The organism is Qipengyuania zhejiangensis, from assembly GCF_035607565.1.
Classification (GTDB): Bacteria; Pseudomonadota; Alphaproteobacteria; order Sphingomonadales; family Sphingomonadaceae; genus Qipengyuania; species Qipengyuania zhejiangensis.
In genome coordinates this window covers 1,346,047-1,361,098 of record NZ_JAYKGO010000003.1, presented here as the reverse complement: position 1 = coordinate 1,361,098, position 15,052 = coordinate 1,346,047, and the positions used below count along the sequence as shown (strand labels likewise).

Annotated in this window: 10 protein-coding genes; 5 read left to right on the top strand and 5 right to left on the bottom strand. The window is 63.2% G+C overall.

The genetic code is table 11. The annotated features are described in order from the left end of the window. Positions 1–74: 74 nt before the first annotated feature. The 3 genes from VR863_RS14420 to VR863_RS14410 all read right to left on the bottom strand — a co-directional run bounded on the left by VR863_RS14420 (position 75) and on the right by VR863_RS14410 (position 5,018). Positions 75–2,261, bottom strand: a complete 2,187-nt coding sequence (locus VR863_RS14420) for a DUF305 domain-containing protein (RefSeq protein ID WP_324829162.1) — start codon at positions 2,259–2,261, stop codon at positions 75–77. A gap of 112 nt (positions 2,262–2,373) precedes the next feature. Next, positions 2,374–3,660, bottom strand: a complete 1,287-nt coding sequence (locus tag VR863_RS14415; RefSeq protein ID WP_324829161.1) for an acyl-CoA dehydrogenase family protein — start codon at positions 3,658–3,660, stop codon at positions 2,374–2,376. Further along, positions 3,660–5,018, bottom strand: coding sequence for a phosphotransferase family protein (locus VR863_RS14410; protein ID WP_324829160.1), 1,359 nt, complete (start codon positions 5,016–5,018; stop codon positions 3,660–3,662). Before VR863_RS14410 ends, VR863_RS14415 begins: the two co-directional genes overlap by 1 nt. Positions 5,019–5,123: 105 nt before the next feature. Between VR863_RS14410 and VR863_RS14405 the strand changes: the two genes are divergently transcribed. Both VR863_RS14405 and VR863_RS14400 read left to right on the top strand, forming a co-directional pair. After that, the gene (locus tag VR863_RS14405; RefSeq protein WP_324829159.1) at positions 5,124–5,531 is read left to right on the top strand and encodes a host attachment protein; all 408 of its coding nucleotides are present in this window, start codon (positions 5,124–5,126) and stop codon (positions 5,529–5,531) included. Between the two features lie 138 nt (positions 5,532–5,669). Continuing rightward, positions 5,670–6,683: a serine hydrolase gene (locus tag VR863_RS14400; protein ID WP_434785011.1), complete on the top strand. Its 1,014-nt coding sequence runs from the start codon at positions 5,670–5,672 to the stop codon at positions 6,681–6,683. 113 nt (positions 6,684–6,796) lie between these two features. Here the strand turns inward: VR863_RS14400 and VR863_RS14395 are convergent, their stop codons facing one another. Beyond that, positions 6,797–7,048 (bottom strand): hypothetical protein, encoded by a 252-nt coding sequence (locus VR863_RS14395; protein WP_324829158.1) that lies wholly within the window; start codon positions 7,046–7,048, stop codon positions 6,797–6,799. Positions 7,049–7,284: 236 nt separating this feature from the next. Between VR863_RS14395 and polA the strand changes: the two genes are divergently transcribed. The 3 genes from polA to VR863_RS14380 are packed head-to-tail and all read left to right on the top strand — an operon-like array spanning position 7,285 to position 12,521. Continuing rightward, positions 7,285–10,119: a DNA polymerase I gene (polA, locus tag VR863_RS14390; protein ID WP_324829157.1), complete on the top strand. Its 2,835-nt coding sequence runs from the start codon at positions 7,285–7,287 to the stop codon at positions 10,117–10,119. Between the two features lie 20 nt (positions 10,120–10,139). After that, positions 10,140–11,396, top strand: coding sequence for a sensor histidine kinase (locus VR863_RS14385; RefSeq protein WP_324829156.1), 1,257 nt, complete (start codon positions 10,140–10,142; stop codon positions 11,394–11,396). A 45-nt stretch (positions 11,397–11,441) separates the two neighbouring features. Continuing rightward, complete coding sequence (locus VR863_RS14380) at positions 11,442–12,521, top strand: mechanosensitive ion channel family protein (RefSeq protein ID WP_324829155.1); 1,080 nt, start codon at positions 11,442–11,444, stop codon at positions 12,519–12,521. Here VR863_RS14380 and VR863_RS14375 read toward each other — a convergent pair. After that, on the bottom strand, positions 12,518–14,845 hold the full coding sequence (locus VR863_RS14375) for a CDC48 family AAA ATPase (protein WP_324829154.1): 2,328 nt from the start codon (positions 14,843–14,845) through the stop codon (positions 12,518–12,520). The genes VR863_RS14380 and VR863_RS14375 overlap by 4 nt on opposite strands. Between the last annotated feature and the right edge of the window lie 207 nt (positions 14,846–15,052).

Genomic DNA, 15,052 nt, shown 5'->3' with positions numbered 1-15,052 from the left:
TGTCCAACCGGACCAAAAAGAAGGCCCGGCGGAGCGATCCGCCGGGCCTTTCCTTTTGGGCAGCGCGCCTTGCGTCAGCCGCCCTTGCGGCTCGCCTCGGCAGCGGCAACCAGATCTGCAGGCCAGGTCACCTCGGTCTGGGTCTGCGGGTTGAAGACATCGCCCGGATATATGGCCGCCTGGGCCGCGGCGATTTCCTCCTCGGTCAGGTATTCGCTGGGTTCCAGAGCGAACACGTCGAGGCCGCGGGTAATCTCGGTCGCGTAGATGCGTCCCTTGTACCAGTAGGCCGACCAGTACCCGCCGGTGACCAGCTGGTCCTTGTCGATCGGGCCGCGGTCGAAATACGCGATTTCGACCGGGTTGGTCGCATCGGTAAAATCGATTACCGAAATGCCGCCCTGATACCACGCCTGCACGAAGATATCGCGCCCCGGTACCGGGATGATCGAACCGTTGTGCGCGACGCAATTTTCCTTGTCGCCCTGCGGCACCGGCAGCTTGTACATGCCGCGGTATTCCAGTTTGCCGTCGACGATCGCGTAGAACGCATCCGCGCCCCAGTTCATGGGGTCGCCCGCCTGGCAGCGCGGCCTTCCGCCGCCGCCCCATTCATCGGTGAACAGCACCTTGCTACCATCGTTGTTGAACGTGGCAGAGTGCCAGTAGGCAAAGCCCTTGTCGGTCACGTCATCGATACGGGTCGGCTTCATCGGGTCCGAGATATCGAGAATGATGCCGTTGCCCGAACACGCCCCGGCCGCCAGCTTCTTCGATGGGAACACGGTGATGTCGTGGCACATGTCGGTGCGCGTTGTGTCCTGCGTGCCGTCGCCGTGATCGCCGCCACGCCACAGGCCGGCGATCTCACCATCCTTGGCAAACACGCGCGGCCGGTCGACGATCCGTGCCTTGGCCGGATCCGCCAGCGGAATTTCGATCACGTCGATGCTGAACAGCGCCGTGTTGTCGCCCCCGACATCGAAGCAGCCTTCCAGCTCGTCACCGTCGCGCACGTAGCTGGTGCCCGAGTTGTAAACGATCAGCCGCGTGTCGTCCGCACTGACGATGGAATGGGTGTGGCTTCCGCGACAGGTCTGGACCTGACCGATCTGGCGGGGCCGGGTGATGTCCGAAATATCGAAGATACGGATGCCGCGGAACCGTTCGGGACTGACCCGGTCGGAAACGCCGCCCAGCCCGCAATCGACGCGCGCCCGGCTGTCCTGCACGCTCATCACGAGGATATCGCCTGCGATCGAAACATCGCCCTGGCCGCCCGGGCACACGACGCTGCTGACCAGCTGCGGCACACCGTCTTCGGCCAGGCGATAGGCGTTGAAACCGTGGTAATTGCCCGCAACCATCATATCGCCCGAAAACGCGATGTCGGTGTTGGCGAAGTCCAGCAACGAACCGCGCTCGCCGAACTGCGGCTTGGATTCCTCGTCCTTGTCGCCGCGGATCTTCGACGCGTCCTTGCTCGATTCGTCCTTTTGCTTTTCCGGCTGCAGCTGCGCCGGATTGGCAGGATCGAAGAAACCGGCAGGCTTGGGCATGGCGGTAACGAGGCGCAGGTTTGAAATCGCTTCGCCCGCATCGCGGAAACCCGCTGCCAGCGTGGCGCGCGGATCGTTCGAAAGACCGGCCAGAACCGAATTCATCCGATCGATTTCCGATTTCTGGTCGGTCACCACCTCGTTGGTGAATTCGAACATGACAGGATCGTAGGCGCTGCCGGACTGGCCGTGCAGATCGTCGACCATCGTGACCGCACCGCGGTGGTGGGCGACCATCAGCTGGAGGAACAGCCGGTCGAACTCGGTCCCGCTGGCGGCAGCCAGATCGGCCATCTGCCTGGGGGTGGCCATTCCCTGCATCGTGTGATGCGCGTGCCCCATGCCCTGCATCGCAAGGGCTTCGTTCCGGCTTTCGAGCCATTCGCGCATGAACTTCATTTCGTCCTTCTGGCCCGCCTCGATCCGGTCGGCGGTCTTCAGGATCGCATCGTTATTGGTCCGCGCCCTGACCAGCGCGGCCATGTCCACGGCCTGCTGGTGGTGCACGATCATCCCCTGCATGAACGACACGTCCGCCGGGGAATAGGCGGTCTTGGAAAGCTTGATCGCTTCTTCGCTACCGATCACGCGCGGCGCTTCGCCGGGTGCGCCGGGAAGCACGATGGGCGCTTCGCGTGCCAGCGCGGCAGTGGAACACGAAAGCAGCAGTCCGGCGGCAAACGCACGGGCGGAATTGTTCATGATATCAGTCCCCAGTGTTGGATACCGACACAGAAATCGGATTGCCCGCGCGGTCAAGCGCCTGTTCTGCGAACGACATTTATCCGCCCATCAGCAGACCGGCGAATTCGCGTCAGTCGTACATTCCCCTGCGCGGACCGAGGTAGCCGAACAGATAGGCGCCGACCTTGCGCATCTGGATTTCCTCGGCCCCTTCGGTGATCCGATAGCGGCGGTGATGGCGATAGATATGTTCGAACGGCTTGTGCCGCGAATACCCGATACCGCCGTGCGTCTGCATCGCCCGATCGGCCGCTTCGCACACCAGCCGGTTGGCCCAGTAGTTGCACATAGACACCTTGTCGGAAATGGTCCGCTCGATCTCCTCGTGCGGCATGTTGTCCATTTCCCACGCGGTCTTGTAGATCAGCAGACGCAACATTTCGCACTGGGTGGCCAGCTCGACCAGCGGAAACTGGATCGCCTGGTTACGCGCAAGTTCTTCGCCAAACGGTTTGCGCTCCCGCGCGTAACGCACGCTTTCCTCGATGCAGAACTGCGCGGCACCCAGGCTGGAAGCCGCCTGACGGATACGGTTCTGGTGAACGAAGCTCTGCGCCAGCGCGAGGCCGCGCCCTTCCTGGCCGAGCATGGCATCGGCGGGCACCCAGACATTGTTGAGCGACAGGCGAGGATGGTCGGTGGGCATGTTGAAGGTCCACAGCCATTCCTCGATCTTGAGGCCGGGCGTGGGGTTGGGCACCAGCAGGCAGGTGATCCCGCGCGCATCGCCATCGGCCCCGTCGGTCCGGGCAAAAAGCGCACAATGGGTGGCATGGTGCATACCGGTGATCCACATCTTCTCGCCGTCGATGCGCCAGCCGTCCACGCCATCGCGCGTTTCGCGCACCGCGCGCGTTTCCATCCACGTTGCGTCCGATCCATGGTCGGGTTCGGTCAGTCCGAACGCCACCCGCCGTTCACGGGCAAACCCGCCCGATATGAATTCGGCCTTCTGCGCGTCCGTACCGAAGGTTTCGAACATCGCCACGAAAGGGAAGTTGCCGACGATCGAGTGTTCGTTCTGCAGATCGTTGTGCAGTCCCAGGCCCTTTTGCGCGAACCGGTCGCGGATCACGGCCATCCACAGGTTGGAGCCATCCTTGCCGCCGTATTTCTTCGGCGCGGAGAACCGCCAGTGCCCGGCCTCGTCGGCGCGGCGCGAGGCTTCGACAAGCAGCTTTTCCCATTCGCCATTGGGCAGGCCGCCGCGCTCCCAGTCGGTGCGCGCGTCCTCGCGGCGATGATCAAAGAAACGGATGTTGTCGTCAGCCGCCACCAACGGATCGATCTCCCGCTCGATGAAACGTTCGAGTTCGGCGTAATAATCTTCCAGCGCTTGCGGGATCGCGAAGTCCATCAGTCTTCTCCTGTCCATTGGCGCCGGGCGTGACCGAGCGCTGGGTATTTGGGCATGTCGATTGCGAGCTTGTCGAGGGCGGTGCGCCGAAGTTCGGCAAGCAGGCCCGGGTCGGAAAGAGTGCGTGTACCGTCGAGCAGGGCGCTTGCCAGTTCGTGGTTTACCGGATCGACCTTCGCCGCGTGATCGCGGGCGATAATGCTCAGCGCGTTGCGGGCCACCGCGTGCTGGAAGCGGTCGTGCCCTTCCATCCGGTCCTTGATCGTGGCCAGCCATTCGGAAATCGCCATGGCGAGTTCGCCTGCCGTCGCCTCTCCGGTGGCCGGCTGCCCTCCGCTGGATGGCGGCAGCTTTCGGCTGCGCTCTGCGGCGGGCGCTTCTTCTTCCAGCAGCAGCAGCAGGTCCAGTTCCTGTTCGCTGGTGCGCCGCGAAATGATCGCGCGTTCCAGCGTGCGGTCCGCGCCTTCGCGCCACGTTGCCCCCATGCGCCAGCACCCCAGTGCCCACCAGCAGGTGCGATAGACCAGCCACCAGCGAAACCGGGACGGATCCACGGTGCGCCCTCCGGCACCCGCGTATTGTCCCGCAAGGTCTTCCAGCGACCCCAGCCCGAAGGCTGGCCGGTCTGGCCGGGAAAACCGCCAGACGGTCATGCACCCGTAGGCGAGGTCTTCGTGGAAATCGCCCAGATGGGCCAATTCCCAGTCGAGCACGCCGGTGAGCGAATGCCCCTGGATCAGCAAATTGCCGAGACGGTAGTCGCCGTGAACGAGGACCGGATCGATCGGTGCCGGCAAATTGTCGTCCAGCCAGCGCAGCGCCAGCGCGATCACCGGACGGTTGCCGCCCGCCTCTTCGAACTGGCTGCGCAGGCCCGCAACACCTTCGGCGGGGTCCAGGCGGGGCAATGCCGGCAGGGCGTCGACCGGCGTGTCGTGGATCCGCGCCAGCTCTCCGACGATTTCGGCGCACAGGCCGCGCGCTTCGCCATCGTCCTCATTCGCCGCCAGAATTGCGCGCGGGTCCGGCGTCCCCGGAAGGGCGCGCATCACGAAACCCGAGCCCAGCCCGTCTTCCGGCGCCAGTTCGACCACGATCTGCGGGGCGATCACACCGCGCGACTGGACAGCGCGAATGACCGCCGCTTCGACATCATGTCCGAATGCGCGGCCTTCCATCATGGCCGCTGACGGCGCGCGGCGGAGGACAAAATCGTCATCGCCGGAGCCGAAGCGCCAGCTTTCCATCGTGGCCCCGCCCGTGAGTCTGGTCAGGCCGACCGGTGCGGGCAAACCTGCCCGTTTCAGCGCCCGCTCCAGTCCGTTGTGCAACGCGGCACCGCTTTGTGTCTCTCCCATGGGGCACATGCTTGCCGATAAAACCAGCGCTGCTCAAGCCCCGGACCGATTGCGGCGCTCGCACGTTGATTGCAGGAACCCCCAATTGAACAAGGATGATAGTCCATGAGACTTCCCAACAACGCCCATGTCGCAATCGTCGATGGCCAGAATTTCACGGTTATGCGCAACACCGGCCAGCCGCTCGAACCCCGCCTCGGCAACGCGGACAAGCCTGACCTTTCTGCGACCAATTTCAGCGCGGGCGTTCGCCATCAGGACGATGGCGGCCAGAAGACCGGCAACACGGATCTCACGGAACTGGCGCACGGCGCCGCCGCCGCAGGATGGCTCAACGAACGGGCGGTCTCCGGCGAGATCAGCGACGTGTTCATCATCGCCGATCCCAAGACGCTCGGGGAAATGCGCCGCCATTATCACGGCGAGCTGGAAAAACGCATCGTCGGCGAACTCGACAAGACCATGACGGGCGAAACGACCAATCGTATCGAACAGGCGATTTCGAACGCCTGAGCCTGCCTGCATTGCGGAAATTACCGTGTCGCGGAAGCCTCTGTCGCTTCCGCGACACTTTTCGTCGCTAGGCCGCTTGTGCAGCGATTCCCCTGTGGATTAAGCAAACAGCAACCATGGGGGTGTTAGATGGTTTGGATGCGAACAGGTTTTCTCGGATCGGTTCTGGCGGCGGGCGCGATGGCGCTGGCAACACCAGCTTGGGCGAACGACGGGGCGCAGGAATTTGAATCCAGCTTCGATTCCACACTGGGCACCGAAGTTCGAAGTCCGAAAAGTTTTGACGCCGTTTACGATACCGCGCTCGAAAGGCGGATCGCCGAACTGGCTGACGGATCGCAAGGCCGCATCGGCGTTGCCGCGATCGACCTTTCCAGCGGACAGCTGGTCAGCATTCTCGGCGACCAGCGGTTCCCGATGGCCAGCACCAGCAAGATCGCGATTGCTGCAACCTTTCTCGAAGGCGTGGAACAGGGCCGGTGGAGCCTGACCAGCGAGTTTCCGCTGCTCCTGCCCCGTCGTTCCACCCGATTTTCCAGTCGCGTCGCCCCGGTCTACGAAGGCGAGTACATGAAGGCGATCGACCTGATCGAAATCATGATCACGCGGTCGAGCAATCCGGCAACCGACGCGCTGCTGCGCGTGGTAGGCGGCCCGGAGAAGGTCAACGACTGGGTTCGCCGCCAGGGTATCAAGGAATTCAGCCTTGATCGCGACATCGCGACGCTGGTGCGCGACGACGGTGAATTCAATCCGGCCAACCACATCGACCTGCGCGACAGCGCCACGCCCAAGGCGATGGTCCAACTCCTCCGCGGCTTCTACCAGGGCAAGTTCCTGAACGACGACAGCCGCCGCGTGCTGCTGGGCGCGATGAGCCGTACGCGCACCGGCAAGCGCCGCATTCCGGCGCTGATGCCCGCCGGCGTCCGGGTCAGCCACAAGACGGGGTCGCTCAACAACACATCCAGCGATATCGGCATTCTGGAAACGGCCGATGGACGCGCGGTGGCGGTGGCAATCTATGTCACCGGCCAGGGGACCCGCCTCGACCGCGAAGCCAAGATCGCGCAGATCGCCCGCGCGCTGCACGACGGGTATGCTGCGCAGAACAAGCGCAATTGGGCCACTGCCGATTACGGCGGCAACTGACGGCGCGCCGGCGCGGGCCACTTTAGTCAATCAGGCAAAGAAAAAGGGCGGCGCCTGATGGCACCGCCCTTTCCTGTCTCGAGACGGAAACCCGTCCGAAAGCAATAGGTCGATTAGTCGGCCTGTGCTTCGGCAGTGGTTTCGTCCTGCACGTCGGCTTCGACTTCAGCAGCAGCTGCGTCGGCGTCGGCAGCGACTTCTTCAGCACCGGCTTCAACAGCGTCGCCAGCGGCTTCCATGTTGGCTTCGGTGTCAGCAGCGGCGTTTTCGACGGTTGCGTCAGCAGCGTCTTCGGTAGCTTCCGAGCAAGCTGCGAGGGTCAGGGCAGCGGCCGAAGCGGCAGCGAAAAGTGCGATCTTACGCATAGAATAAATTCCTTAAACAGCGAGTTTAATGCAGTCGGCAATCCCGAAGGGCGCTCTCTGCGCGAGCCCCTGAATCGGGCCTCACGATGGCTAAATAGTGGCAGGATTGTGGCGCTGCAAGCTAATTCGCCCAAATCATGCCATTTTCTTGCCATTTTTCAGCCACGAAGCGCCTGCCTCATTCCCCTGTCGAAAGCGCTCCCCAACGGCGATGGGCGCTGCTAAGCCGCGAACCCATGGCTGATAAATCGCACCTCTATCTCGTTGACGGCTCTGCCTATATTTTCCGCGCCTACCACCGGTTGCCGCCTCTGACCGATCCCGAGGGCACGCCGGTCGGCGCGGTTTACGGCTACACGACCATGCTGTGGAAGCTGGCCGAAGATCTGGACAAGGCCGAGGGGCCGACACACCTGGCCGTCATCCTCGACAAGGGTTCGTACAGCTTTCGCAACGACATCTACCCTGAATACAAGGCCCATCGGCCCGATCCGCCCGAAGACCTTGTGCCGCAATTCCCCCTGATCCGCGACGCGACCCGCGCCTTCAGCCTGCCCTGCATCGAGGAAGCGGGACTGGAAGCCGACGATCTGATCGCGTCCTATGCGCGCGCGGCCCAGAACCGCGGCTGGGACGTGACCATCGTGTCCTCGGACAAGGATCTGATGCAGCTGGTCGGCGAAAAGGACGGCGCACGGATCGACATGCTCGACACGATGAAAAGCGCGCGCATCTATCGGGACGAGGTCGAAGAGAAATTCGGTGTCCAGCCGGAACTGGTCGGGGATGTGCTGGCGCTGATGGGCGACAGCGTGGACAATATCCCGGGCATCTACGGCGTCGGTCCCAAGACCGCATCCAAACTGATCGGCGAACATGGCTCGCTCACCGCCGCGCTCGACGCAGCGCCCGGCATGAAGACCTCGAAGCTTAAGGAACGCCTGCTCGAAGGTCGCGACATGGCCGAACTTAGCCGGGTTCTCGTGACGCTTAAGGAAGATTGCGACCTTCCCGAACCGCTGGACGATTTCAAGCTGGACGGCGTGCCACCCGAACCGCTGGCCGCGTTTCTTGCCAAGCACGGCTTCACCAGCCTGCTCAAACGGCTGGAAACCGGCAACGGCAGCCCCGGGCGGACAACCGATCTGAACCCTGCCAAGCAGGGCACCCAGAGCGCCCCGGCAAGCGAAGCGGGCAACCGCCAGCCGCTGCCCGATATGCCCCCCATCGACCGGTCTGCGTATGAATGCGTGCAGACCATGGATCGGCTGGAACACTGGATCGTACGTGCCCGCGCGGCGCGGCGGGTTGCCGTCGACACCGAAACCGACAGCCTGGACGCCATCCGCGCGCAGCTTGTGGGCGTAAGCCTTGCGCTTGGTCCGAATGACGCGTGCTATATCCCGCTAGGCCATGGCGGCACGGACATGTTTGCCGAAAAGCCCGATCAGGTCGAACGAACCGCCGCGCTGGCGGCCCTGAAGCCGCTGCTGGAAAGCGATGCGGTGCTCAAGATTTTCCACAATGGCAAATACGATCTGAACGTCCTGGCCCGCTGCGGGATCATGGTTGCCCCGATCGACGACACGATGATCATGAGCTTCGATCTCGATGCCGGAAGGCAGCTCGACGGGATCGGCGGCGGGCACGGAATGGACGAACTGGCCCTGCGCCACCTCGGGCATACCTGTATCGCGTTCAAGGAGGTCTGCGGCACGGGCAAGAAGGCCATCCCATTTGGCGAAGTGCCGTTGGACAAGGCCACCGAATACGCGGCCGAGGATGCGGACGTCACGCTGCGATTGCATTGCCATCTCAAACCGCGGCTCGCCACCGAAGGCGGCACGCGGGTGTATCAGCGCGTCGACCGCCCGCTGGTCCCCGTCGTGGCCATGATGGAGCGGCACGGGATCAAGGTGGATCGTGCGCGACTGGCAAAGCTGTCGGACGAATTCGCCAAGGAAACGTCCCGCCTCGAAGGCGAAATTCACCAGATTGCAGGCCAGGAATTCACGGTCGGCAGCCCCAAGCAGCTTGGCGACATCCTGTTCGACAAATTGGGTTACAAGGGCGGCCGCAAGGGCAAGAGCGGCCAGTATTCCACCGATCAGGCGATCCTGGAACGGCTGTCCGGCGAAGGAGCCGGCATTGCCGACAAGGTGCTGGAATGGCGGCAGCTGGCCAAGCTGAAGTCGACCTACACCGACGCATTGCAGGAAGCGATCAACCCGGAAACCGGACGCGTCCATACCAGCTACAGCCTTGTCGGCGCACAGACCGGCCGCCTGTCGTCGACTGATCCCAATCTGCAGAACATCCCGATCCGCACCGAAATCGGGCGGCAGATCCGCGACGCTTTCGTGGCGGACGCAGGCAATGTCCTGCTGGCAGCCGACTATTCGCAGATCGAACTGCGCCTCGCGGCGCATATGGCGGACGTACCCAGCCTGAAGGACGCTTTCGCAAATGGCGAGGATATCCATGCGCGCACCGCGATGGAAATGTTCGGCGAAGTGAACCGCGATACACGTGGGCGTGCAAAAACTATCAATTTCGCAATACTTTATGGGATATCGCGCTGGGGCCTGGCTGGCCGGCTCGGTGTGGAATCGGATGAAGCGCAGGCGATGATCGACACCTATTTCCAGCGCTTCCCGGGTATCCAGCGTTACATTCTGGAAACGCAGGAAATCGTGCGCGAACGCGGGTATTCGGAGACGCTGTTTGGCCGCAAGACATGGTTCCCCCGCATTACGTCGAAGAACCAGGCCGAAAGGCAGGGCAGCGAACGCGCCGCCATCAACGCACCGATCCAGGGCACCAGCGCCGATATCATCAAGCGCGCCATGGTCCGCATGATGCCTGCGCTCGAAGCGGCCGGTCTTGGTCATGTCCGGATGCTGTTGCAGGTGCATGACGAACTGGTCTTCGAACTTCCCGAAGGCGACGTTGCGGCAGCATCGACCATTATCGAGGACGTGATGGCCCAGGCCGCCCGACCTGCCGTTCAACTGACAGTGCCGCTGGGTGTGGAAATCGGCACCGGGCTGAGCTGGGGAGCAGCCCACTGAAACGCATTTTCGCCTTCGCGATGAAACGCCGCGGTCTTCGGTGGAGCAATTTCATCCTGATTTCCGTGATCGGCGCAGCCATGTTCGCGCTGCTGTTCCTTGTCTGGCGGAATATCGAAGCCGAGCGGGCCGAACGCGCGCAGGTACGCCTCACCAGCGAGGTGATGGTCAGCCTTCGCGATGTGGGCCGGGCGGCACGCATGGCCGAGACCGGGCAACGCGGTTACCTCATCACGCTCGATCGGCGGTATCTCATCCCCTATGATGTGGGGCGCGAGCAGGTGGGTCCTGCGATTGACCGCTTGCGCCAGCTGGTCGGCCCGCACGCCACGCCGCGGCAGGCCGAGCTTATCGACGAAATCGATGCCCTCGCCCGCGCAAAGTTTGCGGAATTGTCCGAATCCATCGATCTTCTGGCGGCTGGCCGCCTGCTCGACGCACGACGCGGTGTTCTTACCGATGAAGGGATCGAGACGATGGAGCGGCTCGAACGGGCCATCCGCGAAATGGAGGGTATCGAAGCGAAGATATTGTCCCAGGCCGCGCAAGACACCGCACGCGCCGAAGCGCGTGTTCTGCCCATGCTCGGCGGTTTGTTGGTGCTGCTTATCCTGGCCCTTATCGCGGGCCTGTTGCTGGCCGGCCGTGCCGCGCGGGCCGAAGCCGAAGCCGCGCAGGCCGCCGCCCTTGGCGAAGCACGCGACCGCGCCGACCTGCTTGCGCGCGAGCTTAATCACCGGGTCAAGAACCTGTTCGCCGTGGTCCTCGCCATCGTGCAGATGAGCGCTCGCGACAAGCCGGAGGCCAAGGAAGTTACCGAAAGCATCGCGCAACGGATCCGCGCGCTGCTGACCGCGCACGAGGTTAGCCAGGGCGAGCTTGAACGGCCCGTGGCATCGCTCCACCAGTTGGTCGAAACCTCACTCGCGCCCTATCGTTCGGCGAATCAGACGGCCGAGGTGGAAGGGCCCGAAGTGCTGCTGCCGGCAAAGCGGATTACGCCGCTTGGACTGGTGCTGCACGAATTGACCACCAACGCGGTGAAATACGGGGCCTGGAACGGCGCGGGGACCGTGCGGGTCACGTGGGAGGTGCGCGATAGCCGCGTCTTCCTCAAATGGCACGAGATCGGATCGGCGACCATTGGCGAGCCGGACCACAAGGGTTTCGGCAGCCTGCTCATGAACAGCGCAGCGCGGCAGTTTGGTGGCTCAGTCGATCGTGACTTCGCGCCCGAAGGCCTCATCGTGACGATTGATCTTCCCGTCGAAGACTGATCACCACCCTTGAAAGCTGCGCCCAGCGCCCATAGGCACGCGCCCATGCTTGAACGGTATGATCCCCGCAACTGGTCGATTTCGTATGACGACGTGATCGCTCACCTGATCACCCTCGGTGCCGCAGTGCTCGCCGCGCTGGTGGTGCACTGGATATTGTTCGCGGTCATCCGGCGCGTGGTGAGCCATTCCAGCAGCGTGATAGACGACGTGGTCCTGGCAAAGATCCGGCGTCCGCTGCGTTTCGCCATGATCGGCTTCGCCATATCCATCGGTGCGGAAAACGATGCGCTAATCGGTCGGGGCTGGGATGTCTTCACCGGCTTCCTGACTCCTGCTCTGGTCGGATGGGTCGCCTTTGCGGCGGTGAAGGGTGTCGCGGCGGGTTACGAAGTCCAGGTTCAGAATGCGGACGATCCGGTCGCCCATCGCGGACGCATGACGCGCATCGCGATCCTTTCGCGCACCGTGCGTGTTGCGATCGCGATCGTCACGGTTTCGCTCGTGATGCTGAACATTCCTGGGGTCCGCGATGTCGGTACCACCATGCTCGCTTCGGCAGGTCTGGCCGCCCTCGCGGTCGGTGCAGCCGCGCAGCCAGCGCTGAAATCGCTGATCGCCGGGTTGCAGATGGCCATTACCCAACCCCTGCGGATCGGCGATCTTGTGAAAGTCGACGACCAGGCTGGCCGAGTCGAGGAAATCCGAATGAGCTTTGTGACGGTGCGGACGTGGGACGAACGGGTTCTCGTCGTGCCGACCAGCCGCCTGCTCGAACAGACGTTCGAAAACTGGTCGCGCGTGAGCGAGAAGCTGACCGGACCAGTCATGCTCCATCTCGATCCGGTCGCAGAGGTCGAGCCTATCCGGGTCGAATTCGAACGGTTCGTGAAAGAACACCCCCTGTGGGATGGACGCAACCTCGCGCTGGTCATGACCGAAGCCTATCCCGAAAGCATCGAACTGCGCCTCGCGATGAGCGCGGCCACTATCGGCGACCTGTTCAACCTGCGCTGCGCGGTGCGCGAACACATGATCGAATGGCTGAAGCTGAACCAGTCCGGCGCGCTGATCCGCCACCGCCTCGAAGTGGAAGCGGCGAACCAGCGGGTGCTTGGGGCCTAACCTTCCACGTCGTCGCCATGCTTCTGGTCGCGCGTGGGCGCGACCATGCCTTCGTGAATGAAGCCGATGGGATGCACTTCGGCGGCGCGCTTCTTCAGTTCGCCGCGCATCTTCTGATACTCGGTCTCCATTTCGCGGGTGACCGTCGCCCGGCTGTCCTTCAACGCTTCGGCAAAGTCTTCCGCGGTGACGTTTTCCACGTCCCCGCCCCCGCGAATCAGGGCATTGAGGCCCGCACGGCGCACGACATCTTCCAGATCGGCACCGGTAAAGCGGTCAGTCTTGCCCGCGATGTGCGCAAGGCTGACGCCGTCAGCCAGGGGCATGTTGATCGTGTGGATGCCCAGGATCTGTTCGCGGCCGGCCTTGTCGGGCGTGCCGACATAGACCAGCTCGTCGAACCGTCCGGGACGTAGCAACGCTGGATCGACCAGGGTTGGCCGGTTTGTTGCACCGATGACCACCACCGACTGCAGTTCCTCCAGCCCGTCCATCTCGGCGAGGATCGTATTGACCACCCGCCCGGTGACCTGGGGTTCGCCCTGCCCGCTTCCGCGCGCCGGAACCAGGCTGTCGATTTCATCGATGAAGACCACACACGGTGCGACCGAGCGGGCGCGCTTGAACATGCGCGCAATCTGCTGTTCGCTTTCGCCATACCATTTGGACAACAGGTCCGAACTCTTCATCGAAATGAAATTGGCCTCGGCTTCCTTGGCGACGGCCTTTGCCAGCAAGGTCTTGCCGGTTCCGGGCGGGCCATAGAGCAAAAAGCCCTTTGCCGGACGAATGCCGAGGCGGTGGAACGCCTCGGGGTTCTTCATCGGCAGTTCGATCCCTTCTTTCAACTTGGCAATCGCATCCCCGACGCCGCCGATATCGGACCAGCCGACATTGGGCACCTGAACCATGACTTCGCGCATGGCCGATGGCTGGATGCGCTTGAGCGCAGAAAGGAAGTCCTCGCGGCTGACATAGAGTTCGTCCAGCACCTCGGGCGGCACGGTGCGTTCGTCCAGGTCGAGCTTGGGCATGATCCGCCGAACCGCATCGATCGCCGCTTCGCGTGCAAGCGCGGCAATATCCGCACCGACGAACCCGTAGGTCGCCCGCGCCAGTTCGTTGAGATCGACCTTGTCGCCAAGCGGCATGCCGCGCGTATGGATGCCGAGAATTTCCCGGCGGCCCTTTTCGTCGGGCACACCGATGACGATTTCGCGGTCGAAACGCCCGGGCCGCCGCAACGCCTCGTCGATGGCCTCGGGCCGGTTGGTGGCGGCAATCACCACCAGGTTTGCGCGCGATTCCAGCCCGTCCATCAGGGTGAGAAGCTGTGCGACCAGCCGCTTCTCCGCTTCGCCGGGCACGCGGTCCCGCTTGGGGGCGATGGAATCGATCTCGTCGATGAAGACGATTGCCGGCGCAGACTTCGTAGCTTCTTCGAACACTTCGCGCAGGCGCTTTTCACTTTCGCCATAACCCGAGCCCATGATTTCAGGCCCGTTGATGGTGAAAAAGCTGGCGTCGCTTTCATTCGCCACGGCCTGCGCCAGCCGGGTCTTGCCGGTTCCGGGCGGGCCATGCAGCAGGACGCCCTTGGGCGGATCGACGCCAAGCCGGGTGAAAAGTTCAGGATAGCGCAGCGGCAGTTCGACCATTTCGCGCAGAGCCTGGATGGTCTCGGCCATACCGCCGACGTCATCGTAGTTGACTACGGCGCGGGCATCGCGCGGCGGTTCGAATTCGGCGCGCAGTTCGACTTCGGTATCCTCGTCGATATGGACGATGCCCTTGGGGCTGGTGGACACCACGCTCAGTCGGATCTGGGTCAAGGCATAGGCGGGGGCGTTGAACATGCGGCGCACTTCGGGCGGCATGTTTTCGACCGGCTGCTGGCCTGTCGTCGCCACAAGGTCGCCAGCGACCAGCGGTTTGCGAAAGAAGTTGCGCTTCAGCGCCTGGGCCGGACCCTGCAGGCGCATTTCGCGCTGGGCAGGGGCGAACACCACGCGCGTCGCCGGACGGGACTGGGCCACGGCGATCTTTACGTGTTCGCCGGACCCGACCTCCGCGTTGCCGCGCTGCAGGCCGTCGAGCCGGACCACGTCGAGCGTCTGGTCTTCGTCATACGCGGCCATCGCCACGGCCGCGGTCGACCGCTTTCCGGTGATTTCGACCACATCGCCTTCGGTGATGCCCAACGCCTGAAAAGCCGAACGCGGCATACGGGCGATGCCCTGTCCGCTTTCTTCCTGGCGCGCCGCTGCAACCTGCAGCCTGACCGTCTTTTCTTCTACCGCCGTCGCAGCGTCCGCATCAGCCATGGGGGTGGCCTCCCTTGTTCCGTCATTTCGTTCACAGCCAAGCTGGGGTCTGGCCACACAGGATGCAATGAACGAGTTCGGCACGAGGTCCGCAAACGGGCAAGAAAAAAGCCCGGCTGGCGTTCCTGAAAGGGGCCAACCGGGCTGAAAAGTCTTGGGAGAGGATGCCTAAAAGGCAGGGAGAGATATGCTGGGTGGTCGATTTTT